The organism is Streptomyces sp. NPDC006602 (assembly GCF_042870385.1).
GTDB lineage: Bacteria > Actinomycetota > Actinomycetes > Streptomycetales > Streptomycetaceae > Streptomyces.
On sequence record NZ_JBIAHG010000005.1, the window covers coordinates 273904 to 297705 of the forward strand.

The window sequence follows — 23802 nt, forward strand, 5'->3', positions numbered from 1 at the left end:
CAGCCGACGCGGCGAGCGCGCGGCACGGGCCGGGCGCCCACACGCGCTGGCAAGACATCGACTTCGAGAACCGGCAGTTCACCCCGACCAAGCAGGTGCAGCGGGAGAAGGGCGTGGGGCTGATCCTCAAAGACCTCAAGACCGATTAGGTCGCTCAGACGATCCTCCGGCACAGCCAGATCAGCATGACCATGGACGTCTACACGCACGTCGTCGGCTCCGACCAGCGCGAGGCAACCGAGATGCTTGCCGAGCTACTGGAAGATCAAATCATCGGCTGATGTCAGCCGTAGATGTCAAAGACCCCCAGGCATGATCACCTGGGGGTCTTTTGGCTGGTGGGGCTAACAGGATTTGAACCTGTGGCCTCATCCTTATCAGGGATGCGCTCTAACCAACTGAGCTATAGCCCCGCCGCGCTCTGCGGTGTCCCGCGCGCTGACTCCTGAAGATTAGCGCACGACGTGGGCAGTCCCAAAATCGGTAACCGGTGACCGTCAGCAGGCGCGGAACGGCATGGTCACTCGTCCTCGGCCAGCGTCAGCTCGACGCCGCCGACGAAGCCCGCGGAGAGGTTGTAGATGAACGCTCCGAGGGTCGCGAGGGCGGTCGCGAGGACGACGTCGATGACAGCGATGATCGTCGTGAACGTCAGGACGTTCGGGAGGGACAGGAACGACTGGAGGTCGAAGCCGTTCGACTCGTTCGAGCCGGTTGCCTCCGAGATCGTGCCGCCGACCGTCGAGAAAACACCCATCGCGTCCATGACCATCCACAGCATGGCGGCGGCGACGATCGTGCAGATGCCCAGCGCGATGGAGAGCAGAAAGCTGACCTTCATCACGGACCACGGGTCGGCCTTGGCCACCCGCAGACGGGCCTTGCGGGTGCGGGGCGTGGTGCGCGCGCCGGTGCGTGGGCGGCGTACGGCCCCCGCCGGCGCGGCGGCCTGCGAGGGGTAGGCCTGCGGCGGGTGGTAGGGCCCGGCCGGCTGCTGGGGCTGCCGCTCCCCGGGCAGCGGGGAGGTCGCCTCCGGCTGGACCGGCGGCTGAGGCTGCGCGCCCGGTGCGGCCGTGGCCCGGCCCGCGCCGGTGGCGGGCCGCTGGGCCTGCGGACCTCGGGTGTCCGTCACAGTTCCCCCCTGGGATCCATGCGTGTCGGGCGAGGACGACTCGGTCTCGGGGGACTTGATCGCCTGCAGGTTGGTCGTATGCGGGTCTGTCGTGCCCGCGCCCGGCGTGTTCGAGTCTGTCGCCTTCGCGGCGGAGCCACGGCCGCCGCCGTCCGTTTCCTTACCGGAAGAGGTACCGGTCGAGGTACCGACCGAACCGGCGCCCGTGGCTCCGCTCACGATGACTCACTCCTCGTGCTACTCGGCCGAGGGCGCCTCGCCCTCGTCCGTGCCGGTGGTCGCGGCGCCTTCGGCGGTCTCGTCGACGGCCACGTCGCCGTCGACCTCCTCCGCCTCGCGTCCCGCCTCGGCGTTACGTGCGATGCCGACCACGGCATCGCGCTTGCCCAGGTTGATCAGTTGGACGCCCATGGTGTCACGGCCCGTCTCCCTGACTCCGCTGACCCGCGTACGAATCACACCGCCCGACAGCGTGATGGCGAGGATCTCGTCGGTCTCCTCGACCACCAGCGCGCCGACGAGCGACCCACGATCCTCGACGATCTTGGCGGCCTTGATGCCGAGGCCGCCGCGACCCTGAACGCGGTACTCGTCGACAGCGGTCCGCTTCGCGTACCCACCGTCTGTAGCAGTGAACACGAACGTACCGGGTCGAACAACATTCATCGAGAGGAGCTGGTCGCCCTCGCGGAAGCTCATGCCCTTGACGCCCGAGGTGGCACGGCCCATGGGACGCAGAGCTTCGTCCGTGGCGGTGAACCTGATCGACTGGGCCTTCTTGCTGATCAGAAGCAGATCATCCTCGGCCGAAACGAGTTCGGCTCCGATCAGTTCGTCGTCCGAACCGTCGTCCGTCTCACGGAGGTTGATCGCGATGACACCACCAGCACGCGGCGAATCGTAATCCTTCAGAGGTGTCTTCTTGACCAGACCGCCCTTGGTGGCCAGCACCAGGTACGGCGCCACCTCGTAGGTGCGGATCGCGAGGATCTCGGCGATGGCCTCGTCCGGCTGGAAGGCCAGCAGGTTGGCCACGTGCTGTCCACGCGCGTCACGTCCGGCGTCGGGAAGCTCGTACGCCTTCGCCCGGTAGACACGGCCCTTGTTGGTGAAGAACAGCAGCCAGTGGTGCGTGGTGGACACGAAGAAGTGGTCGACGATGTCGTCTTCCTTGAGCTTCGCGCCGCGCACGCCCTTGCCGCCGCGCTTCTGGGCGCGGTAGTCGTCGGTCTTGGTGCGCTTGACGTAGCCGCCGCGCGTGACCGTGACGACGATGTCCTCCTCGGCGATCAGGTCCTCCATGGACATGTCGCCGTCGTAGGGCACCAGCATGGTCTTGCGGTCGTCGCCGTACTTCTCGACGATCGCGGCGAGTTCCTCGCTGACGATGCCGCGCTGGCGGACCGGGGAGGCGAGGATCTCGTTGTAGAGCCTGATCTTCGCCTGGAGTTCGTCGTGCTCCTGGACGATCTTCTGGCGCTCCAGGGCGGCCAGTCGCCGCAGCTGCATCTCCAGGATCGCGTTCGCCTGGATCTCGTCGATCTCCAGGAGCTGCATCAGGCCCGTGCGCGCGATGTCGACGGTGTCGCTGCGCCGGATCAGCGCGATGACCTCGTCGATGGCGTCCAGGGCCTTCAGCAGGCCGCGCAGGATGTGTGCCCGCTCCTCGGCCTTGCGCAGCCGGAACTTCGTACGCCGGACGATGACCTCGATCTGGTGCGTCACCCAGTGGCGGATGAACGCGTCGAGGGACAGCGTGCGCGGGACCCCGTCCACCAGCGCCAGCATGTTGGCGCCGAAGTTCGTCTGCAGGTCGGTGTGCTTGTACAGGTTGTTCAGTACGACCTTGGCGACCGCGTCCCTCTTCAGGACGACGACCAGGCGCTGACCGGTACGCGACGACGTCTCGTCCCGGACGTCCGCGATGCCGCCGATCTTGCCGTCCTTCACCAGGTCGGCGATCTTCTGCGCGAGGTTGTCCGGGTTCACCTGGTACGGCAGCTCCGTGACCACCAGGCACTGGCGGTTCTGGATCTCCTCGACCTCGACGACCGCGCGCATGGTGATCGAGCCGCGGCCCGTGCGGTACGCCTCCTCGATGCCCTTGCGGCCCACCACGAGGGCGCCGGTCGGGAAGTCGGGGCCCTTGATGCGCTCCATGAGCGCATCAAGGAGCTCCTCGTGCGAGGCTTCCGAGTTCTCCAGGTACCACTGGGCGCCGGCCGCGACCTCACGCAGGTTGTGCGGCGGGATGTTGGTCGCCATGCCGACCGCGATACCGGCCGACCCGTTGATCAGCAGGTTCGGGAAGCGGGCCGGCAGGACGGTCGGCTCCTGGGAGCGGCCGTCGTAGTTGTCCGTGAAGTCGACGGTCTCCTCGTCGATGTCACGGACCATCTCCATCGACAGCGGCGCCATCTTGCACTCGGTGTAGCGCATGGCCGCCGCGGGGTCGTTGCCCGGAGAGCCGAAGTTGCCGTTGGAGTCCACAAGCGGCATCCGCATCGACCACGACTGCGCGAGGCGGACCAACGCATCGTAGATCGAGGAGTCACCGTGCGGGTGGTAGTTGCCCATGACGTCGCCGACGACACGCGCGCACTTGTAGAAGCCTCGCTCGGGGCGGTAGCCGCCGTCGTACATGGCGTACAGAACGCGGCGGTGGACGGGCTTGAGACCGTCCCGGACGTCGGGCAGCGCACGCGAGACGATGACGGACATCGCGTAGTCGAGGTACGAGCGCTGCATCTCCGTCTCGAGCCCGACGGGCTCGACACGCTGGGCGATCTCGCCGCCCGCTTCGGGCGTGAGGGGGGTGATGTCGTCGGCCATTGCTGGTGAAGATCCTTTCTGATGCGGTCAGCTGAGACCGACTCAGATGTCGAGGAAACGGACGTCCTTGGCGTTGCGCTGGATGAACTGGCGGCGCGCCTCGACGTCCTCGCCCATGAGGACCGAGAACAGGTCGTCGGCCTGGGCTGCGTCGTCGAGGGTGACCTGGCCGAGGACCCGGTGCTCCTGGTCCATGGTCGTGATGCGCAGTTCCTCGGCGTTCATCTCGCCGAGACCCTTGAAGCGCTGGATCGAGTCCTCGCGGATGCGCTTGCCGCGCTGGCGACCCATCTCGATCAGTGCGTCGCGCTCGCGGTCCGAATACGCGTACTCGATGTCGTCCCGGCCCCACTTGATCTTGTACAGCGGAGGACGGGAGAGGTACACATGCCCGGCCTCGACCAGCGGCCGCATGAAGCGGAACAGGAAGGTGAGCAGCAGGGTGCTGATGTGCTGACCGTCGACGTCGGCGTCCGCCATCAGGATGATCTTGTGATAGCGCAGCTTCTCGATGTCGAAGTCCTCGTGGACTCCGGTACCGAAGGCCGAGATCAGCGCCTGGATCTCCTGGTTCTGCAGGATCTTGTCGATCCTGGCCTTCTCCACGTTGAGGATCTTGCCGCGGATCGGGAGGATCGCCTGGTACTCCGGATTACGGCCGGACTTGGCCGAGCCGCCGGCGGAGTCACCCTCGACGATGAAGATCTCGCACTTGATGGGGTCGTTCGACTGGCAGTCGGAGAGCTTGCCCGGCAGGGATGCGGTCTCCAGGAGGCCCTTGCGGCGGGTCAGGTCGCGCGCCTTGCGGGCCGCCACGCGCGCGGTGGCCGCCTGGATGCCCTTGCGGACGATGTCCGCCGCCTCGACCGGGTTGCGGTCCAGCCAGTCGTTCAGGTGCTCGTAGACCGCCTTCTGGACGAAGGTCTTGGCCTCCGTGTTGCCCAGCTTGGTCTTGGTCTGGCCCTCGAACTGCGGCTCGCTGAGCTTCACAGAGATGATCGCCGTCAGACCCTCGCGGATGTCGTCACCCGTGAGGTTGTCGTCCTTCTCGCGCAGCAGCTTCTTGTCGCGCGCGTACTTGTTGATCAGGTTGGTGAGCGCCGAGCGGAAGCCCTCTTCGTGCGTACCGCCCTCATGCGTGTGGATGATGTTCGCGAAGGAGTACACGCCCTCGCTGTAACCACTGTTCCACTGCATGGCGACTTCGAGGGAGAGGCTCTTGTCCTTGTCCTCGGCCTCGAGGTCGATCACCGTCGGGTGGACCGCATCTCCCTTGCGGGAGTTGAGGTACTTCACGAAGTCGACGATGCCGCCCTCGTAGTGGTACGTGACGGTCTTGACCTCGGCGGTCTCGTCCGCGCCGGCCTCGTCCGCCCCGGAGGTGGCCTTGGCCGACTCGCGCTCATCGGTGAGCTTGATCGTCAAGCCCTTGTTGAGGAACGCCATCTCCTGGAAACGCCGCGAGAGCGTCTCGAAGGAGTACTCCGTGGTCTCGAAGATGTCGCTGTCGGCCCAGAAGGTGACCGACGTCCCGGTCTCCTCCGTGGCCTCGTGCTTGACCAACGGCGCCGTGGGGACGCCCATCTTGTAGTCCTGCGTGTGGCGGTACCCGTCGGTCTTGACCTCGACGGCGACCTTCGACGACAGGGCGTTCACCACGGAGACGCCCACGCCGTGCAGACCGCCGGAGACCGCGTAGCCGCCGCCGCCGAACTTGCCGCCCGCGTGCAGCACGGTCAGCACGACCTCGAGGGCCGGCTTGCCCTCGGAGGCGACGATGCCCACCGGGATGCCGCGGCCGTTGTCGACGACCCGGACGCCGCCGTCGGCGAGGATCGTCACATCGATGGTGTCCGCGTGGCCGGCCAGCGCCTCGTCGACCGAGTTGTCGACGACCTCGTACACGAGGTGGTGAAGTCCGCGCTCGCCGGTCGAGCCGATGTACATACCGGGTCGCTTGCGGACCGCGTCCAGGCCCTCGAGGACGGTGATGGCGCTGGCGTCGTACGCCGTGGCCACTGTTGAGGCCTCGGCACCTGTGGCCGGGGCCTCGCTGGACAGAATGTTCTCGTTGGGGTTGCCGGAATCGGCCACGAAGCGCCCTTTCTGGCACAGCACGAGCCGGGCTCGTCGGCGGGTTGCCGGAGCGGCTGCGGCATGTTGCGTTGGTAAGCCTTGATCAGCGTTGCTCAGCTTTTCCCGGACGGTCCCCACGATTGGGGCGGGATTAGCTTCCAGTCTACCGGTAGCGCCGACAGTGATGGGGGTTTGCCGGTACCTGAGTCCGCATGTGCCGCCCTCAACCGGCGTCTTCCGGGTCCCCATATACGGAACGGGGCTCAAAGAGGCTCACGGAGGCACTCAGCGCTTCGAGCTGTCAACCCTTGGCTACTTGGGAGTCAGGTCAGGATTCGCAACCGCGCGCAGTGCCACGACGGGATCACCCGAGACCTGCGGTTGTGATCTCAGTCACTCCCCGCGACGGCTGCTCATGCGTGGGCGCAGCCGGTCACTCCCGGGCGCGTCCGTCACCCGTAGGTGTCGCCGGGGCCCGTGCTGCCGGGGGCGCGCAGCGGCCCGTAGCGGCGGGGAGGACCACCGGGACCCTGCACCTTGATCAGTATCACCGTGCCGTGGCCCAGGTCCTCGTTCAGGCGTGCGATCAGCTGCGGGGCGAGCAGCCGAAGGTTCGTCGCCCAGGCCGTGGAGTCGCAGCGCACGACCAGGACTCGCTCGTCCTCGTCGTACTTCTCCGGCTCACAGTGCTTGGCCAGGTCCTCGCCGACGATCTGCGGCCAGCGGCCCATCACCCCGCCCACCGCGGCCGGCGCCTCCCAACCGCGCTCTGTGATCAGCCGGTTGATCGCGGCGCCCAGCGCCATGGGGTCGCGTCCGTCGGCGCGCGCGCCGGAGCGCAGACCGCCGCGACGCGCCTGCTTCTTCTGCTGCACCGCGTCCCCACGCGCGCGTGCCTGCTCCTTCGCGGCCCTGAGCGCCACGCGCGCGAGGTCGACGCCGGAGGGCTCGGGCTTCTTCTCGAGGGCCGGTCCGTCTTCGGTACTCATGCGCGTTCCACCGTCCCGTCCGACACGGTGTACCGCGTCCCCGCCAGTACATGCGGTACGTCGTCGTCGACCGCGGCCGTCACCAGGACCTGCTCGCCGGGCGCGACCAACTCGGCCAGCCGCTCGCGGCGACGGGTGTCCAACTCGGCGAAGACGTCGTCCAGGACGAGCACGGGCTCGTTGCCCTCCGCTCTCAGGAGGTCGTACGACGCCAGACGCAGGGCCAGCGCGTACGACCACGACTCGCCGTGCGACGCATAGCCCTTGGCGGGCATCTGTCCGAGCTTGAGCAGCAGTTCGTCCCGGTGCGGTCCGACGAGCGTGACGCCCCGCTCGATCTCCTGCTTGCGGGTTTCGGCCAGCGCCGCCATGAGCTGCTCGTAGAGGGCCTCGCGCGTGTGCGCCTCACCCGGCGCGGACGGCTTGTACTCCAGGGCGACCGGGCCGCCGCCGGGCGCCAGTTGCTCGTATGCCTTGTCGGCCAGCGGCTGGAGCGCCGCGATCAGGTCGAGTCGCTGGGCGAGCACTTCGGCACCCACGCGCGCGAGATGCTGGTCCCAGACGTCGAGGGTGGACAGGTCCATGGAACGGCCGCCGTGCCGACGGGCGAGCGCGGCCGACTTCAGCAGCGTGTTGCGCTGCCTGAGGACCCGCTCGTAGTCGGAACGAACACCGGCCATACGCGGAGAGCGTGCCGTGATCAGCTCGTCGAGGAAGCGGCGCCGCTCGCCGGGATCGCCCTTGACCAGCGCGAGGTCCTCGGGCGCGAACAGCACAGTCCGTACGATCCCCAGCACGTCACGTGGTCTGACCTGCGAGGATCTGTTGACGCGGGCCCGGTTGGCCCGACCGGGGTTCAGCTCCAGCTCGACCAGCTGCTGCCGCTCGCCCTGTCTGACCTGGGCCCGGATGACCGCTCGGTCGGCGCCCATGCGGACCAGCGGGGCGTCCGAGGAGACACGGTGACTGCCGAGGGTGGCGAGGTAGCCGATCGCCTCGACCAGATTCGTCTTGCCCTGCCCGTTCGGGCCGACGAAGGCGGTGACGCCCGGGTCGAGCGGAACTTCGACCCGGGCGTACGAGCGGAAGTCGGCCAGCGACAGATGCGTGACGTGCATGGTCGTGCGCGACCTCCCCCAGCTCGTGGACTGCAGCTCGTGGACCGCTGTGCGGCCCTGTGGATTACTTCTTCTCGACCGCGTGGCCGCCGAACTGGTTCCGCAGCGCGGCGACCATCTTCATCTGCGGCGAGTCCTCCTGGCGCGAGGCGAACCGCGCGAAGAGGGAGGCCGTGATCGCGGGCAGCGGCACGGCGTTGTCGATGGCGGCTTCCACAGTCCAGCGTCCCTCGCCGGAGTCCTGTGCAAAACCCTTCAGCCTGTCCAGGTGCTCGTCCTCGTCGAGGGCGTTCACCGCGAGGTCGAGCAGCCAGGAGCGGATGACCGTGCCCTCCTGCCAGGAGCGGAAGACCTCCCGGACGTCGGTCACGGAGTCGACCTTCTCCAGAAGCTCCCAGCCCTCGGCATAGGCCTGCATCATGGCGTACTCGATGCCGTTGTGGACCATCTTCGCGAAGTGGCCCGCACCGACCTTGCCGGCGTGCACCGCACCGGCGTCGCCCTCCGGTTTGAGTGCGTCGAAGATCGGCTGCACCTTGGCGACGTTCTCCGCATCACCGCCGTACATCAGTGCGTAGCCGTTCTCCAGGCCCCAGACGCCGCCGGAGACTCCGCAGTCGACGAAGCCGATGCCCTTGGCTGCCAGCTCCTGAGCGTGCTTCTCGTCGTCCGTCCAGCGGGAATTCCCGCCGTCCACGAGGACATCACCGGGCTCCAGCAGTTCGGCGAGGTCGTCGACGGTCGACTGGGTGGGGGCACCGGCCGGCACCATCACCCAGATCACGCGCGGCCCCTTGAGCTTGCCCACAAGCTCTCGAAGGCTGTGGACATCGGCGAGGTCCGGGTTACGGTCGTATCCGATGACGGTGTGGCCTGCGCGGCGGATCCGCTCGCGCATGTTGCCGCCCATCTTGCCGAGGCCGACGAGACCGAGCTCCATCAGTTGTTCCTTAGGTTTTGCGACGTGGCGTGACGGCACATACGTACCGCGGCACTTTCGTACCTGCGTCCGAGCCTAAACCCGGACGCCCGCGCACATCTGTGGGCATACGCGCTCATACGTACGCCCCGACCTGCGGGTTTCTGAAGGATCGGTCAGCCGCTCAGCCGCACCGGCATGATCAGGTACTTGTAGGCCTCGTCCGCCTCGGCGTCCAGGGCCGGCCTGCCGCTGAGCAGCGCGGGCTTCGTGGACGTCGTGAAGGACAGCTGGGCCACCGGCGAGTCGATGGCGCTCAGGCCGTCCAGCAGGAACGTCGGGTTGAAGGCGATCGAGACGTCGTCGCCCTCCAACTGGGCGTCGACCCGCTCCACAGCCTGTGCGTCGTCGCTGGAACCGGCTTCGAGGATCAGCACACCCTGCTCGAAGCTGAGCCGCACCGGGGTGTTGCGCTCGGCGACCAGGGCCACGCGCTTGACGGCCTCCACGAAGGGGGCGGTCTCGATGACGGCAACGGAGTTGAACTCCGTCGGGAACAACGAGCGGTACTTCGGGAGGTCGCCCTCCAGCAGACGCGTCGTCGTACGACGGCCGGCGCCCTCGAAGCCGATCAGGCCCTCGCCCGACCCCCCGCCGGACAGCGCCAGGATGACGCTGTCGCCGCTCGTGAGGGCCTTGGCGGTGTCCAGGAGCGTCTTGGCGGGCACCAGCGCGACCGCGGACGCCTCCGGGTTCTCCGGCTTCCACAGGAACTCACGGACCGCGAAACGGTAGCGGTCGGTGGACGCCAGCGTGACCGTGTCGCCCTCGATCTCGATGCGCACACCGGTGAGGACGGGCAGCGTGTCGTCACGGCCGGCGGCGATGGCGACCTGGGCGGCGGCCGCGGCGAAGACCTCGCCGGGGACCGTGCCCGTCGCGTTCGGCATCTGCGGCAGGGCCGGGTACTCCTCCACAGGCAGGGTGTGGAGTGTGAACCGTGAGGAGCCGCAGACCACCGTGGCCCGTACACCGTCTGTGGAAATCTCCACCGGGCGGTTGGGAAGGGCGCGCGAGATGTCGGCAAGCAGGCGGCCGGAGACCAGCACCGTGCCCTCCTCCTCGACCTCCGCCTCCACGGACACCCGTGCGGAGACCTCGTAGTCGAAGCTGGAGAGGCTCAGCTGGCCGTTCTCGGCCTTCAGGAGAAGGCCGGCGAGGACCGGCGCCGGCGGACGGGCCGGGAGGCTGCGCGCCGCCCAGGCCACTGCCTCCGCGAGTACGTCGCGTTCCACCCGGATCTTCACTGTTGCCGCCTCCTGCTGTTGCCGGCGCTTCTCGCCCTGCCTGGCTTCGTCGTCTGTCTCGGTGTCGTCGGTCCCTGTGAGGGGAAGGACTGCGGGAACAGTCTGACGCACGGCACTGACAGTAGGTGCCTCTCGGGGTCAAGTCGTGACGAGGGGCAGTCGGGGGCCGGACAGTGAGTTGTGCACAGGACCCACTTCGAAACGGATTCCCAGCTCTCTCTAGTTGGGAGTAGTAGTAGGGCCTGTGGATACCGTGGATAACCCCGTTTTCCCAGCTCAGAGCAGAAATTTTGTCCACCGACCCTGTGGGCGACGACGGTGGACAACCGGGCTTCTCTGTGGAGAACAGAAAGTTCTGCACACTCCATGCACAGCCTCGGGCCACTTCTCCCCAGCGCCGTCCCCAGCTTTACCCACGTTTCCCACAGCCCAACCTGGCACCTTCGTGTGACGCCTTTCACTCGGGACGGTGAGCAGGCGCGTCGCGTTGCCGAACAGTGGACAGCGGTGTGGAGAAGCTGGGGATCGCTGGGGACAACCGACCTCAGCCTGTGGGCGGCCGGTGGACAACTCGATGCACAGGCTGTGGATCATCTCGCCGTCCACAGCCTGTGGAGATCGTTCGTCCACCAATCCACAGCCACCTGACCTGGTCTGATGGTCTCTCGCCAGGAGTCCCTGTGGACACGATCTGGACAACTTCCCAGTCCCCAGCATGTGGACGGAAGAAAGTCCCCGGATCTGTGGAGAGAGGCCGTAACGCGGCAGGTATTCGAACAGCGGATGTCGTGTCAGGGCCCGGTGCCGCTCTCCGGAACGACGAAGGGCGCCCCCGGGAACTCGTCCCGGGAGCGCCCTCAGAGGCGTACGAGCGGCTCTGTCAGCCGTTCTTGATGCGGTTGGTCAGCTCGGTGACCTGGTTGTAGATGGAGCGCCGCTCGGCCATCAGATTGCGGATCTTGCGATCCGCGTGCATGACCGTCGTGTGGTCGCGGCCGCCGAACAGTGCGCCGATCTTCGGCAGGGAGAGGTCCGTCAGTTCGCGGCACAGGTACATGGCGATCTGGCGGGCGGTCACCAGCGCACGGCCGCGCGAGGTGCCGCACAGGTCCTCGACCGTGAGGCCGAAGTAGTCGGCGGTAGCGCCCATGATGGCCGTGGAGGTGATCTCGGGCGCCGAGTCCTCTCCGCCGGGGATGAGGTCCTTGAGGACGATCTCCGTGAGGCCCAGGTCCACGGGCTGCCGGTTGAGCGATGCGAACGCCGTCACCCGGATCAGCGCCCCCTCCAGCTCGCGGATGTTGCGCGAGATCCGCGAGGCGATGAACTCCAGTACCTCCGGCGGGGCGTTGAGCTGCTCCTGGACCGCCTTCTTACGAAGGATGGCGATGCGGGTCTCCAGCTCCGGTGGCTGGACGTCGGTGATCAGGCCCCACTCGAAACGGTTCCGCAGCCGGTCCTCCAGGGTCACCAGCTGCTTGGGCGGCCGGTCGCTGGACAGCACGATCTGCTTGTTGGCGTTGTGGAGCGTGTTGAAGGTGTGGAAGAACTCCTCCTGCGTCGACTCCTTGTCCGCGAGGAACTGGATGTCGTCGACGAGCAGGATGTCCATCTCGCGGTAGCGCTTGCGGAAGCTGTCGCCCTTGCCGTCGCGGATGGAGTTGATGAACTCGTTGGTGAATTCCTCGGAGCTCACGTAGCGGACACGCGTGCCCGGGTAGAGGCTGCGCGCGTAGTGCCCGATCGCGTGCAGAAGATGCGTTTTGCCAAGTCCCGACTCCCCGTAGATGAAGAGCGGGTTGTACGCCTTCGCGGGCGCCTCCGCGACGGCCACCGCGGCCGCGTGCGCGAAACGGTTGGAGGCGCCGATGACGAACGTGTCGAAGAGGTACTTCGGGTTCAGGCGCGCGGTCGGCTCGCCCGGGCCGGTCGCCGGCGCGGGCTGCGCCGCCAGCGGGCCCGGGGCACCGGTGGTGGGCAGATGGGAACCGACGGGACCGCCGCGGTTCACATGCCCAGAGCCCGACGGCTCGGGCCGCTCGCGGCGGGCGTCGCGATGGTCCTCGTCGGCGCGGTGGCGGCCGTAGTCCGGTCGCTGGTCGTAGTCGGGGCGCTGGTTGTCGTACGACGGGCGCTCCATCGACTGCGGACGGTAGTCCTGTGAGTACGAGTCGTTGGACTGGGATCCGTACGAGTCCTGGGAGGGCGCGCCGTAGGAGTCCCGCGAGGGGGGGCCGTAGGAGTCCTGTGATGGCGAGGCGTAGGGGTCGCGCTCGGGGAAGCCGAGGCGCTGTTGCTGCCAGCCGTACTCGTCCTGCTGCGGGCGTGGCCAGGTGCCGGGTTCGGGGCGCTGATATTCCGAGGGGTAGGCCGGGCGGGCGGTCGGGAGCCCGTCCGGGCGGGGCGTGTGGTCGCCCTGGGGGCCGGGGTGCTGGTCGGAGCGGCCCGGCCTCTGGTCGTCGGCGCGGTGGCGGCCGTAGCCCTCGTACTGGCCGGAGGGAAGCTCGGGCTCCTCGTAGCGCTGCTGGGGCCGACTCGGCGGGGGCGAGGGTTCGCCGGCGGAGTCGTCGACGGTGATCGCGATGCGGATAGGACGGCCGCACTCGCGGCTCAGTGTCTCGCTGACGACGGGGGCGAGGCGGCCTTCGAGCACACCCTTCGCAAATTCGTTCGGTACGGCAAGCAGTGCGGTGTCCGCTACGAGTGCGAGCGGCTGGCAGCGTCGGATCCAGTGCTCGTCCTTGACCTCGACACCCTGCCCACGCCCTTCACCGAGAAGCTGCTCGAGTACTCGTGGCCACACTGCGGCAAGATCGGCAGGTACGTCAGCCACAGGGCACGCTCTCTCACGGGTCCCACGAACGTGTGGTTCGGGAACGGTCGGGATTCAAATGGGGTGGGGCAGATGCAGGGGAACGAATCGGAGTCCAGCCACGGTAGTCAGGGCGACGGGTGCGGTTCAAGTTGTTGTCCCCAGGCTGTGGATAGTGTCTCCCGGTGGCCGCTGGTTTGACCGGATGGCTCAGCCGCGCGTACCGTAACCAGGTCGAGTTGTCGATGGCTGCTGCCGCCTGCCTCCGATGGGCACAGATCATTTGGGTGATCGGTCAGCGGTGCACTCGGGCGTAACGCGAGCTACTCGTGGGCGCACGGTGACAGCCAGGACGGCACCCCGAAAACCCCGATTTATTCTGGAGCCCCCGAGTGAGCAAGCGCACCTTCCAGCCGAACAACCGTCGTCGTGCCAAGACCCACGGCTTCCGCCTGCGGATGCGCACCCGCGCCGGCCGCGCGATTCTCGCGAACCGTCGTGGCAAGGGTCGCGCCAGCCTGTCCGCCTGATTCCGGTCAGGTCATGACATCGTGCTGCCCACCGAGAACCGGCTGAGGCGGCGCGAGGACTTCGCGACCGCGGTACGACGAGGTCGTCGGGCCGGACGCCCGTCTCTCGTCGTCCATCTTCGTAGCGGTGCCACGGACCCGCACGCGCCTGGGGAGAGCGCTCCCCCGACGCGTGCGGGTTTCGTCGTGAGCAAGGCCGTGGGCGGAGCCGTGGTGCGCAACAAGGTGAAGCGCAGGCTTCGCCATCTGATGCGCGATCGAGTCGCCCTCTTGCCCCCCGGTAGCCTGGTAGTCGTACGAGCGTTGCCCGGTGCGGGGGACGCCGATCATGCACAACTGGCCCAAGACCTGGATGCCGCCCTGGAGCGGTTGCTGGGAGGGGGCGCGCGATGAAGTACCCGCTGCTGGCGCTGATCAAGCTGTACCAGTGGACCATCAGCCCGTTGCTCGGGCCGGTGTGCAAGTACTACCCGTCGTGCTCCCACTACGGGTACCAGGCCATCGACCGGCATGGTGCGATCAAGGGCACGGGACTCACGGCCTGGCGCATCCTGCGGTGCAATCCGTGGTCGCTCGGCGGTGTGGACCATGTCCCACCGCGCAAGCGTCCGCGGTGGCACGAAATGCTGCGTGACGCCTGGCGTACACGCAAGGGCGGGCCCTCCTCCGCCGACCCGGCCACCGAGGGGCAGGCTCTTACGAGCCCGGCCGCAGAGACCCCGTCCCATGCCCAAGGAGCATGATTAGTGGACACGATTGCCAGCTTCTTCAGCTTCATCACGACACCTGTCTCCTGGGTCATCGTCCAGTTCCACACGGTGTACGGCGCCCTCTTCGGCGACGACTCCGGGTGGGCCTGGGGCCTGTCCATCGTGTCCCTGGTGATTCTGATCCGTATCTGCCTGATCCCGCTCTTCGTGAAGCAGATCAAGGCGACCCGGGCCATGCAGACGCTGCAGCCCGAGATGAAGAAGATCCAGGAGCGATACAAGAACGACAAGCAGCGCCAGTCCGAAGAGATGATGAAGCTGTACAAGGAGACGGGCACCAACCCGCTCTCCTCGTGCCTTCCCATCCTGGCGCAGTCACCGTTCTTCTTCGCTCTGTACCACGTGCTCAACGGCATCGCGAACAACGACACCATCGGTGTCATCAACGACAGCCTGCTGCAGAGCGCCCAGAAGGCGCACATCTTCGGTGCTCCGCTGGCCGCGAAGTTCACCGACAGCTCGGCGGACGTCACCGCGCTCGACGCCTCTCTGACCACCGTCCGCATCGTGACCGCGGTCATGATCATCATGATGTCGGCGTCGCAGTTCTACACGCAGCGCCAGCTGATGACCAAGAACGTCGACACCACGGTGAAGACACCGTTCATGCAGCAGCAGAAGATGCTGATGTACGTCTTCCCTGTCATGTTCGCCGTCTTCGGCATCAACTTCCCGGTCGGTGTCCTCGTCTACTGGCTGACCACCAACGTGTGGACCATGGGCCAGCAGATGTACGTGATCCGCAACAACCCGACTCCGGGTTCCAAGGCTCAGGCGGCGTACCTGGAGCGTCTGTACAAGCACGTCACGCACCACGGCAAGACGCGCGGCCGCGGGGAGAAGGCCATCGTCAAGGCCATCGTGACCAAGGGCCGCGACCGCAATGAGTTCGAGCGCAAGTTCATCAATGGCCTGAACAAGGCGGGCCTCACGGCCCAGGCCGACGGCACCGTGGTGAAGGGCGAGGCCCAGGTCGCAGCGGAGACCGAGGACGGTACGGCGACGAGCGCCGCCACTCCCAAGCGGCAGCAGCCCAAGCGGCAGAGCAAGTCCCAGCGGCAGTCCGGTAGTCCCAAGGCAGCCGACGAGGGCCCGTCACTGACCAAGAGCGAGGGCCCGTCACTGACCAAGTCCGACGAGCCCGAGGACACCAAGCCCCCCGCCGCCGCCAAGAAGCCCGGCGGTACCCGCAGCAAGGCCCAGTCCGGACAGCGCAAGGGTCCGCAGCGGCCCAAGTCCCCGTCCAAGAAGTAAGAAGGAGTCCATCCCGTGACGGAAGGCACCACCTCCGCCGCTGCCGAGGGCGCAGACACCCTGACCCGCCTGGAGCAGGAGGGCGAGATCGCGGCGGACTACCTCGAGGGTCTGCTCGACATCGCCGATCTCGACGGTGACATCGACATGGACGTCGAGGCCGATCGCGCCGCTGTGTCGATCATCAGCGACGCGGGCGGCCGCGATCTGCAGAAGCTGGTCGGCCGCGACGGCGAGGTGCTGGAAGCCCTGCAGGAGCTCACGCGCCTTGCCGTGCACCGGGAGACCGGGGACCGCAGTCGGCTGATGCTGGACATCGCGGGTTACCGCGCCAAGAAGCGCGCCGAGCTGTCCGAGCTCGGTGCCAAGGCCGCGGCCGAGGTCAAGAGCACCGGCGAGTCCGTGAAGCTGGACCCGATGACGCCGTTCGAGCGCAAGGTCGTGCACGATGCGGTCAAGGCCGCCGGCCTGCGCAGCGAGTCCGAGGGCGAGGAGCCGCAGCGCTTCGTCGTCGTGCTTCCCGCCTGATCGGTCCGTACGTTCCTCCGGCCCCGTCTGTTGCGCAGGCGGGGCCGAACTTTGTCAGCCTGATAGTTCTGGTGGTTCTTGCGTCGGCGCCCGGTGCGTCTACGCGGTACGGAAGGACGGTCCCCCGTGACGGAGGCAGCGGAGCTTCCCCCCGCGCCCGAACATGCCCGCGAGGTTTTCGGTGATCGCTTCGCGGACGCGGTGCGATACGCGGAGCTGCTCGCCGAGGCGGGCGTGCAGCGCGGTCTGATCGGTCCGCGTGAGGTGCCGCGACTCTGGGAACGACACCTGCTGAACTGTGCGGTGCTGTCGGAGGTCGTTCCCGAGGGCGTGACGGTGTGCGATGTCGGCTCGGGCGCGGGTCTGCCCGGCATTCCCCTGGCGCTCGTCCGTGAGGACCTGAAGATCACGCTGCTGGAGCCCCTGCTGCGGCGCACCAACTTCCTGACCGAGGTCGTGGAGCTGCTGGGTCTGGACCATGTGACGGTCGTGCGTGGGCGGGCCGAAGAGGTCATGGGCAAGCTCACGCCCGTCCATGTGGTGACGGCACGGGCTGTCGCGCCGCTGGACCGGCTGGCGACCTGGGGCATTCCCCTGCTGCGTCCGTACGGGGAGATGCTCGCACTCAAGGGCGACACCGCGGAGGAGGAGCTCAAGAGCGCGGCGACGGCACTGAGCAAGCTCGGTGCCGTGGAGACGTCCATCCTGCACGTGGGTGAAGGCGTGGTGGATCCGTTGTCCACCGTCGTGCGGGTGGAGGTCGGCGAGAGTCCGGGTGGGGTGCGCTTCGCGGCGAAGCGGGCGAAGGCGGCCAGAACCGGACGTGCACGTCGGCGGCGCTGATCCGCCCTGACGACGAGACGTACTCCACACAAGCTGTCAACGTACGCATGCCGGAGTGTCGCGACAGTTCGGGCCCCGCTGCTGTGCATCGTGTTTCACGTGAAACGTCGCTCATTGCTGCACGGCATCATCAGCCGGGGCCGCGCCGCGGCCGAACCCCGCGACCGCAGGCCTCTTGGTTCACTCGATGAGGGACCTGAGTTGTCCACAGAGGTGGATTTCTCCACAGAACAACAGGCCTCACTGGTTCACGACCCCGAAGGCATGGGAGGCTCTGTTCATTGCGAGCCTGAAGTCGAGGAGAGTGAATCCTTGCGGTCCGACGCCAACATCGCGGGACCGATGACCGATCCGGTCCCCGGTCCCCGTACCGAGTCGATGGGGGAGGATGTTTCACGTGAAACACCGCCCCCTATGGACGACACTCCGATCGGTCGTGCTGCCCAACTGGCGGTGGAAGCTCTGGGCCGCGCAGGCGAAGGTCTGCCGCGTCCCGAGCAGACCCGCGTCATGGTGGTCGCCAACCAGAAGGGCGGTGTGGGCAAGACGACGACGACCGTCAACCTTGCCGCTTCACTCGCCCTGCACGGCGCCCGTGTCCTGGTCATCGACCTCGACCCGCAGGGCAACGCATCCACGGCGTTGGGGATCGACCATCACGCCGAGGTCCCTTCCATCTACGACGTGCTGGTCGACAGCAGGCCCCTCGCCGAGGTCGTCCAGCCGGTCCCCGACGTAGAAGGTCTCTTCTGTGCTCCTGCCACGATCGATCTCGCCGGTGCGGAGATCGAGTTGGTGTCCCTTGTGGCACGCGAGAGCCGACTGCAGCGGGCGATCCAGGCCTACGAGCAGCCGCTGGACTACATCCTCATCGACTGCCCGCCCTCGCTCGGCCTGCTGACGGTCAACGCGTTGGTCGCCGGCGAGGAGGTCCTCATCCCGATCCAGTGCGAGTACTACGCGCTGGAAGGCCTTGGCCAACTGCTGCGCAACGTCGATCTGGTGCGGGGGCACCTCAACCCCACCCTGCATGTATCGACGATCCTGCTCACCATGTACGACGGCCGGACGCGCCTCGCGTCCCAGGTCGCGGACGAGGTGCGCAGTCACTTCGGCGACGAGGTGCTGCGGACGAGCATTCCCCGCTCGGTCCGCATCTCGGAGGCGCCGAGCTACGGACAGACGGTGCTGACCTACGATCCAGGATCGAGTGGTGCCCTGTCCTATCTTGAGGCGGCACGAGAAATCGCGCTGAAGGGTGTAGGCGTCTCCTACGACGCGACACACGCACATATCGGCGCACAGAGCGACCGGAGCATGGTGGAGGGGATCCAGTGAGCGAGCGACGGAGGGGTTTGGGTCGTGGTCTCGGCGCACTGATCCCTGCTGCCCCGACGGAGAAGTCGGTGGCTTCGGCCGCGGTGGGGGGCGCCGCTTCGACGTCCCCGGCGGCTGTGCCGGTACTGACCACCGATCGTGGGGTGGCGGCGGCGAAGGTGGCCATGCTGCCCGCCGTTTCACATGAAACAGAGGAACCGTCGACCAACGGTGCCGTGGAGACGCCCGAGCCTCCCATGGGCGCCCACTTCGCGGAGCTCCCCCTCGACTCCATCAAGCCGAACCCCCGGCAGCCCCGTGAGGTCTTCGACGAGGACGCTCTACAGGAACTCGTCACCTCCATCAAGGAGGTCGGTCTCCTCCAGCCCGTCGTCGTACGACAGCTCGGTCCCGGGCGCTACGAGCTCATCATGGGCGAGCGGCGCTGGAGGGCTTGCCGAGAGGCGGGGCTGGAGGCGATCCCGGCGATCGTCCGGGCCACGGACGACGACAAGCTCCTCCTGGACGCCCTCCTGGAGAACCTGCACCGTGCCCAGCTGAACCCTCTGGAAGAAGCGGCCGCCTACGACCAGCTGCTGAAGGACTTCAACTGCACGCACGACCAGCTGGCGGACCGCATCGGGCGCTCCCGTCCACAGGTCTCCAACACCCTGCGTCTGCTGAAGCTCTCGCCGGCGGTTCAGCGGCGGGTGGCTGCCGGAGTCCTCTCGGCCGGACACGCGAGGGCACTGCTCTCCGTCGACGATTCGGAGGAGCAGGACCGGTTGGCCCACCGGATCGTGGCCGAGGGACTCTCGGTGCGGGCCGTAGAGGAGATCGTGACGCTGATGGGGTCTCGGCCCCAGACGGCTCAGCGCTCCAAGGGGCCACGGGCCGGTACTCGGCTCTCGCCGGCCCTGAGCGACCTCGCGACCCGCCTCTCGGACCGCTTCGAGACGCGGGTGAAGGTTGACCTCGGCCAGAAGAAGGGGAAGATCACCGTCGAGTTCGCCTCGATGGAGGACCTTGAACGGATTCTCAGCAGCCTCGCTCCCGGAGAGGGACCGGTGCTGCAGAAGAGTCTGCTGGACGGTGACTCCGAGGAGACGGACGACTGATTGTCCGGGCGGGTGGAGCGATCTCGCTCGGCCGTATGAGCGGGGGGGGGGGGGGGGGGGGGGGGGGGGGGGCCGGCCCCGGGGGGTCGGGGGCGGGGGGGGGGGGGGGGGGGCGCGGCGGGCGCGGGGGGGGGGGGGGGGGGGGCGGCGCCCCCCCCCCCCCCCCCCCCGCTCTTTGCTTTCAGGCGGTATCGGTGGAATCGCATCGTGGATACGATGCGTTTGGGTATGGCGCATCCACCCGGCAGCACCTCTGAGGGGAGAGGCAGGGGCCATGCGAATGGTGAGCCGCACCGGATTTGTGAGCGCGGGCCTGGGGCTGGGCGCGGTCGGCGGGTTCGTCGGCAGCCTGCTCAGGGAACGGAGCGCTCTGACGGCCGCCCGCGACGCGGCGGGCGAAGGAAGCGAGGAACAGCCTTCATGGGGCGTCGGCTCGTACCGCTCACGCTGGACAACCTTCAGGACCTTCCCAAGCGCTGTCGTGCGTGTGTCTTCTGGGAGTTGGACCCAGTCAGTGGTGAAGCCGCGGTAAAAGCCGGAACACCCGCCCTCGAGAAGGAGGCCTGGATCTCGGCAGTCCTGCTGGACTGGGGATCCTGCGGCAGGGTCGTGTACGTGGACGACGTACCGGTCGGCTTCGTGCTCTACGCTCCTCCGGCCTACGTGCCTCGCTCGACGGCATTTCCCACGAGTCCTGTTTCGCCCGACGCGGTTCAGTTGATGACCGCGTTCATCATGCCGGGTTACCAGGGGCAGGGGCTGGGACGGGTTATGGTCCAGACGGTGGCCAAGGATCTGCTGCGGCGGGGCTTCAAGGCGATCGAGGCCTTCGGAGACGTGCGCTGGAAGGAGCCCGCGTGCCTGCTGCCCGCCGACCATCTCCTCGCGGTGGGCTTCAAGACGGTTCGGCCTCACCCCACGTACCCGCGGCTGAGGCTGGAGCTGCGGACCACGCTCTCCTGGAAGGAGGACGTGGAGATGGCGCTGGACCGGCTTCTGGGAGCTGTACAGAAGGAGCCGGTGCTCCGGCCGCTCTGAAGCGAATGGGCCGACCCTCAGGGTCGGCCCATTCGTGTTTCACGTGAAACGTCACTCGGCGATGAAGTCCTCGAGGTCGCGGACGATCGCGGCCTTCGGCTTCGCACCGACGATGGTCTTGGCGACCTCGCCACCCTGGTACACGTTCAGGGTCGGGATGGACATGACGCCGTACTTGGCGGCCGTACCCGGGTTCTCGTCGATGTTCAGCTTGACGACCTCGATCTTGTCGCCGTACTCGGCGGCGATCGCCTCGAGGGACGGCGCGATCTGGCGGCACGGGCCGCACCAAGCAGCCCAGAAGTCCACCAGGACGGGTTTGTCGCTCTTGAGGACGTCCTGCTCGAAGGAATCGTCGGTCACATGCTTGAGGGTGCCGGCCACGGCGGGCTCCTTAACTTGTTGGTGCGGTGGGGCGGATGGGGGTCAGACGGAGGTCTTCTCGGGCTCGGCCTTCTCCTCGTCCGCGAGGGCGGCGAGGAAGCGCTCCGCGTCGAGGGCGGCGGAGCAGCCGGTGCCGGCCGCGGTGATCGCCTGGCGGTAGGTGTGGTCGACCACGTCACCGGCGCCGAAGACACCGGTCAGGTTCGTCCGCGTGGAGGGTGCCTCGACCTTCAGGTAGCCCTCCTCGTCCAACTCCAGCTGGCCCTTGAAGAGCTCGGTGCGCGGGTCGTGGCCGATTGCGATGAACAGGCCGGTGACCGGAAGGTCCGAGAGCTCGCCGGTCTTGAGGTTGCGCAGCTTCAGGCCCGAGAGCTTCTGGTCGCCCTGGATCTCGGCGACCTCGCTGTCCCACACGAACTTGATCTTCGGGTCGGCAAAGGCGCGCTCCTGCATCGCCTTGGAGGCCCGCAGGGTGTCACGGCGGTGGACGATCGTCACGGACTTGGCGAAGCGGGCGAGGAAGGTGGCCTCCTCCATCGCGGTGTCACCACCGCCGATCACGGCGATGTCCTGTTCCTTGAAGAAAAAGCCGTCACAGGTGGCGCACCAGGAGACACCGCGGCCCGAGAGGGCGTCCTCGTTGGGCAGGCCGAGCTTGCGGTGCTGGGAGCCGGTGGCGACGATGATGGCCTTGGCCTTGTGGACCGTGCCCGCGGTGTCGGTGACGGTCTTGATCTCACCGGCCAGGTCGACGTTGACGATGTCGTCCGGGACGAGCTCGGCGCCGAAGCGCTCGGCCTGAGCGCGCATGTTGTCCATGAGCTCGGGGCCCATGATGCCGTCCTGGAAGCCTGGAAAGTTCTCCACCTCGGTCGTGGTCATCAGCGCACCACCCGCCGTGACTGCGCCCTCGAACACCAGCGGCTTCAGCGACGCGCGCGCGGTGTAGAGCGCCGCCGTGTAGCCGGCGGGCCCGGAGCCGATGATGATCACGTTTCGGACGTCGCTCACGGCTTGATTCCTCGTCTCTGGACTGCGTCGTTGGACCGGGGGAGCTCCTTTCAGAACTCTCACCCCACCCAACGGATCCTAAGGGGCGCGCATTCCCGCTGTGTCCGGGCACACGGGGATGCGCCACCGTAGGGGATACCACGCGGGACGAAGACGATGCGTGCGCGCTCAGGGGCCGGTGTAGGACTGCTTCAGCAAGACCTTGGCCTTGGGGGACGACGGTTGACCCACACAGGTCGCCTCCATGAGGTAGGCGGTGATCCGGGTGCCGTCCGGGGTGTCGGGCAGGACAACGAGGAGCGCGTCCCTCCCCTTGTAGATCCCCTTCTCGGTTGCGAGCGCTGCGTCGCTGCGGCCGATGCCTTTCTGAATGCAGCCGGGGATCACCGGGTCCCTGTAGACCCTGGGCGAGTTGCTACCGGGGACGGACTCCGCGCCGAAGCTGTGGGGCGCGGGAGATCCACTGCCGGAGCTTTGGTGCTGGGCGACGAGATCGGAGACCTGCTTCTCCAGCCTCGCCTCGGAGAAGGTGTCCGCGGAGGTGGACCCCGCCTCGGGGCTGGACGGCTTGCCATCGTTCAGCGAGGACAGCAGCACGGAACCGAATCCCAGGGCGGCGGCGGTGAACACAGCGCCGAGGACAACAGCGCGGCGTCGACCGCCACGCCTGGGCTCCTTGCGACCCGGGCCGGTCGTCGAGGCGCGCGCGTGACCTGCGGGGCGGTCGGCCGACGTTTCACGTGAAACAAGCATGCTGTCGTCCGATCCGGACACGGAGGCGGGCGCCGCGTCGGACAGGGACTGGGCGCTGACTGGTGCCGACGCGTCCACGGCGTCGGGCGCCGTGGCGTGCAGCAGTGCCTCCGCGGCGAGGGCGGCGTCGATCCGGCCGGCGACATCGGCGGGCATGCGCGGGGGACCCGGCAGGGTTCCGAGCAGTCCCCGGATCTCTTCAAGGGAAGCGTGGACGTCCGCGCAGAGTTCACACTGGTCCAGATGCTGACGTACCTCCGCGGTTCGGGACGGCGGGAGCAGGCCTTCGGTGAGGTCGGAGATCTCCGCGACGTCCGGGTGCCCGGCTGTGTCTGTCGTTGATGTCACGCTCGCCCACCTCCGCCCTTCACTGCAGCTGAATCGCTTGGTCCCGTATCCGGCGGCCCCGCCTGACGCGGTCCCGCTGCGGGTGGGACGGATGTCCCCTGCGTCCGGTTCCGCCCCTCGCCCGCTTCTCTGTCGGCGCCGGTGTTTTCCGGCCGCAGATGCTTGAGCAGGGGCAAGAGTCTGGCGCGGCCGCGGGCACAGCGGCTCTTCACCGTCCCGGTCGGCACGTCGAGCATGTGGGCGGCCTCGGCGACCGGGTAACCCTGCATGTCCACCAGGACGAGCGCGGCCCGCTGGTCGGGCGGAAGGGTGGCGAGTGCCTCCAGGAGCTGACGGTGAAGGTCGTTGCGCTCCGCTGGCGCCGAGGCCGACTCGTGCGGCTCGAGGAGCTGCTCCAGGCGCTCGGTGTCGTCGACGGGGGACGTCTTGCGGGAGGCGGCCTTACGGGCGCGGTCCAGACAGGCGTTCACCGTGATCCGGTGCAGCCATGTCGTGACCGCCGACTGGCCCCGGAAGGTGTGGGCGGCCCGGTAGGCGGAGACGAGGGCGTCCTGGACGGCGTCAGCGGCCTCCTCCCGGTCTCCCAGCGTCCGCAGGGCCACCGCCCAGAGCCGGTCCCGGTGTCGGCGTACGAGCTCACCGAAGGCGTCGGCATCGCCCTCGACATGGCGGGCCAAGAGGTCCCGATCGCTCGTGTCGCCGTATGCGGTGTCATCTGCCATC

General features: G+C 67.6%; 21 protein-coding genes, 1 tRNA gene and 1 pseudogene. 10 read left to right on the forward strand and 13 right to left on the reverse strand.

The features are described from left to right. Positions 1-44 precede the first annotated feature (44 nt). A pseudogene (locus ACFYO2_RS16355) lies at positions 45-281 on the forward strand (hypothetical protein); the annotation flags it as partial. 55 nt (positions 282-336) lie between these two features. Here the strand turns inward: ACFYO2_RS16355 and ACFYO2_RS16360 are convergent. The 9 genes from ACFYO2_RS16360 to dnaA form a co-directional block, all read right to left on the reverse strand. After that, positions 337-413: transfer RNA gene (locus ACFYO2_RS16360), tRNA-Ile, on the reverse strand. 107 nt (positions 414-520) lie between these two features. Continuing rightward, complete coding sequence (locus ACFYO2_RS16365; RefSeq protein WP_388349079.1) at positions 521-1351, reverse strand: DUF3566 domain-containing protein; 831 nt, start codon at positions 1349-1351, stop codon at positions 521-523. An 18-nt stretch (positions 1352-1369) separates the two neighbouring features. After that, positions 1370-3964: a DNA gyrase subunit A gene (gyrA, locus tag ACFYO2_RS16370; RefSeq protein WP_388349081.1), complete on the reverse strand. Its 2595-nt coding sequence runs from the start codon at positions 3962-3964 to the stop codon at positions 1370-1372. 42 nt (positions 3965-4006) lie between these two features. Further along, complete coding sequence (gene gyrB / locus ACFYO2_RS16375) at positions 4007-6082, reverse strand: DNA topoisomerase (ATP-hydrolyzing) subunit B (protein ID WP_388349083.1); 2076 nt, start codon at positions 6080-6082, stop codon at positions 4007-4009. Between the two features lie 410 nt (positions 6083-6492). Next, positions 6493-7029, reverse strand: coding sequence for a DUF721 domain-containing protein (locus tag ACFYO2_RS16380; protein ID WP_388349085.1), 537 nt, complete (start codon positions 7027-7029; stop codon positions 6493-6495). Then, positions 7026-8147 (reverse strand): DNA replication/repair protein RecF, encoded by a 1122-nt coding sequence (recF, locus tag ACFYO2_RS16385; RefSeq protein WP_388349087.1) that lies wholly within the window; start codon positions 8145-8147, stop codon positions 7026-7028. Before recF ends, ACFYO2_RS16380 begins: the two co-directional genes overlap by 4 nt. A 64-nt stretch (positions 8148-8211) precedes the next feature. Further along, the gene (gene gnd / locus ACFYO2_RS16390; RefSeq protein WP_388349089.1) at positions 8212-9087 is read right to left on the reverse strand and encodes a phosphogluconate dehydrogenase (NAD(+)-dependent, decarboxylating); all 876 of its coding nucleotides are present in this window, start codon (positions 9085-9087) and stop codon (positions 8212-8214) included. A gap of 155 nt (positions 9088-9242) precedes the next feature. Beyond that, entirely contained in the window at positions 9243-10373 is a 1131-nt protein-coding gene (dnaN, locus tag ACFYO2_RS16395) for a DNA polymerase III subunit beta (protein WP_388349607.1), read from the reverse strand. Between the two features lie 880 nt (positions 10374-11253). Next, positions 11254-13206: a chromosomal replication initiator protein DnaA gene (dnaA, locus tag ACFYO2_RS16400; protein WP_388349091.1), complete on the reverse strand. Its 1953-nt coding sequence runs from the start codon at positions 13204-13206 to the stop codon at positions 11254-11256. 371 nt (positions 13207-13577) lie between these two features. On the opposite strand from dnaA, the gene rpmH reads away from it, so the two are divergent. From rpmH to ACFYO2_RS16445, 9 genes are all read left to right on the forward strand, one after another. Continuing rightward, positions 13578-13715 (forward strand): 50S ribosomal protein L34, encoded by a 138-nt coding sequence (rpmH, locus tag ACFYO2_RS16405; RefSeq protein ID WP_006381191.1) that lies wholly within the window; start codon positions 13578-13580, stop codon positions 13713-13715. A gap of 21 nt (positions 13716-13736) precedes the next feature. Beyond that, positions 13737-14108: a ribonuclease P protein component gene (rnpA, locus tag ACFYO2_RS16410; RefSeq protein WP_388349094.1), complete on the forward strand. Its 372-nt coding sequence runs from the start codon at positions 13737-13739 to the stop codon at positions 14106-14108. After that, positions 14105-14458 carry a membrane protein insertion efficiency factor YidD gene (gene yidD, locus ACFYO2_RS16415; protein ID WP_388349096.1) on the forward strand — a complete coding sequence of 118 codons (354 nt, stop codon included), beginning with the start codon at positions 14105-14107 and terminating at the stop codon, positions 14456-14458. Before rnpA ends, yidD begins: the two co-directional genes overlap by 4 nt. Before the next feature lie 3 nt (positions 14459-14461). Next, entirely contained in the window at positions 14462-15739 is a 1278-nt protein-coding gene (yidC, locus tag ACFYO2_RS16420) for a membrane protein insertase YidC (RefSeq protein ID WP_388349098.1), read from the forward strand. A gap of 15 nt (positions 15740-15754) precedes the next feature. Next, complete coding sequence (locus ACFYO2_RS16425) at positions 15755-16267, forward strand: protein jag (RefSeq protein WP_388349100.1); 513 nt, start codon at positions 15755-15757, stop codon at positions 16265-16267. Between the two features lie 126 nt (positions 16268-16393). Continuing rightward, positions 16394-17110: a 16S rRNA (guanine(527)-N(7))-methyltransferase RsmG gene (rsmG, locus tag ACFYO2_RS16430; protein WP_240862123.1), complete on the forward strand. Its 717-nt coding sequence runs from the start codon at positions 16394-16396 to the stop codon at positions 17108-17110. 264 nt (positions 17111-17374) lie between these two features. Then, positions 17375-18448 carry a ParA family protein gene (locus ACFYO2_RS16435; RefSeq protein WP_388349609.1) on the forward strand — a complete coding sequence of 358 codons (1074 nt, stop codon included), beginning with the start codon at positions 17375-17377 and terminating at the stop codon, positions 18446-18448. Continuing rightward, a complete protein-coding gene (locus ACFYO2_RS16440) occupies positions 18445-19545 on the forward strand; it encodes a ParB/RepB/Spo0J family partition protein (RefSeq protein WP_388349102.1) in 1101 nt (366 codons plus the stop codon). Before ACFYO2_RS16435 ends, ACFYO2_RS16440 begins: the two co-directional genes overlap by 4 nt. A 420-nt stretch (positions 19546-19965) precedes the next feature. Then, a complete protein-coding gene (locus tag ACFYO2_RS16445; protein WP_388349104.1) occupies positions 19966-20583 on the forward strand; it encodes a GNAT family N-acetyltransferase in 618 nt (205 codons plus the stop codon). Positions 20584-20634: 51 nt separating this feature from the next. Here ACFYO2_RS16445 and trxA read toward each other — a convergent pair whose 3' ends face one another. From trxA to sigM, 4 genes are all read right to left on the reverse strand, one after another. Continuing rightward, positions 20635-20967 carry a thioredoxin gene (trxA, locus tag ACFYO2_RS16450; protein WP_143641354.1) on the reverse strand — a complete coding sequence of 111 codons (333 nt, stop codon included), beginning with the start codon at positions 20965-20967 and terminating at the stop codon, positions 20635-20637. 42 nt (positions 20968-21009) lie between these two features. Further along, a complete protein-coding gene (trxB, locus tag ACFYO2_RS16455) occupies positions 21010-21978 on the reverse strand; it encodes a thioredoxin-disulfide reductase (protein ID WP_388349107.1) in 969 nt (322 codons plus the stop codon). A gap of 168 nt (positions 21979-22146) precedes the next feature. Continuing rightward, positions 22147-23079 (reverse strand): anti-sigma factor family protein, encoded by a 933-nt coding sequence (locus ACFYO2_RS16460; RefSeq protein WP_388349109.1) that lies wholly within the window; start codon positions 23077-23079, stop codon positions 22147-22149. After that, the gene (gene sigM / locus ACFYO2_RS16465; protein ID WP_388349111.1) at positions 23076-23801 is read right to left on the reverse strand and encodes an RNA polymerase sigma factor SigM; all 726 of its coding nucleotides are present in this window, start codon (positions 23799-23801) and stop codon (positions 23076-23078) included. Before sigM ends, ACFYO2_RS16460 begins: the two co-directional genes overlap by 4 nt. Between the last annotated feature and the right edge of the window lies 1 nt (position 23802).

Excerpts from the sequence above, each read along its gene's own strand:
- yidD (WP_388349096.1), top strand. The coding sequence starts at position 14,105 with ATGAAGTACCCGCTGCTGGCGCTGATCAAGCTGTACCAGTGGACCATC.
- ACFYO2_RS16445 (WP_388349104.1), top strand. The coding sequence starts at position 19,966 with ATGGGGCGTCGGCTCGTACCGCTCACGCTGGACAACCTTCAGGACCTT.
- ACFYO2_RS16380 (WP_388349085.1), bottom strand. The coding sequence starts at position 7,029 with ATGAGTACCGAAGACGGACCGGCCCTCGAGAAGAAGCCCGAGCCCTCC.
- gyrA (WP_388349081.1), bottom strand. The coding sequence starts at position 3,964 with ATGGCCGACGACATCACCCCCCTCACGCCCGAAGCGGGCGGCGAGATC.
- recF (WP_388349087.1), bottom strand. The coding sequence starts at position 8,147 with ATGCACGTCACGCATCTGTCGCTGGCCGACTTCCGCTCGTACGCCCGG.
- ACFYO2_RS16435 (WP_388349609.1), top strand. The coding sequence starts at position 17,375 with ATGGGAGGCTCTGTTCATTGCGAGCCTGAAGTCGAGGAGAGTGAATCC.
- gnd (WP_388349089.1), bottom strand. The coding sequence starts at position 9,087 with ATGGAGCTCGGTCTCGTCGGCCTCGGCAAGATGGGCGGCAACATGCGC.
- sigM (WP_388349111.1), bottom strand. The coding sequence starts at position 23,801 with ATGGCAGATGACACCGCATACGGCGACACGAGCGATCGGGACCTCTTG.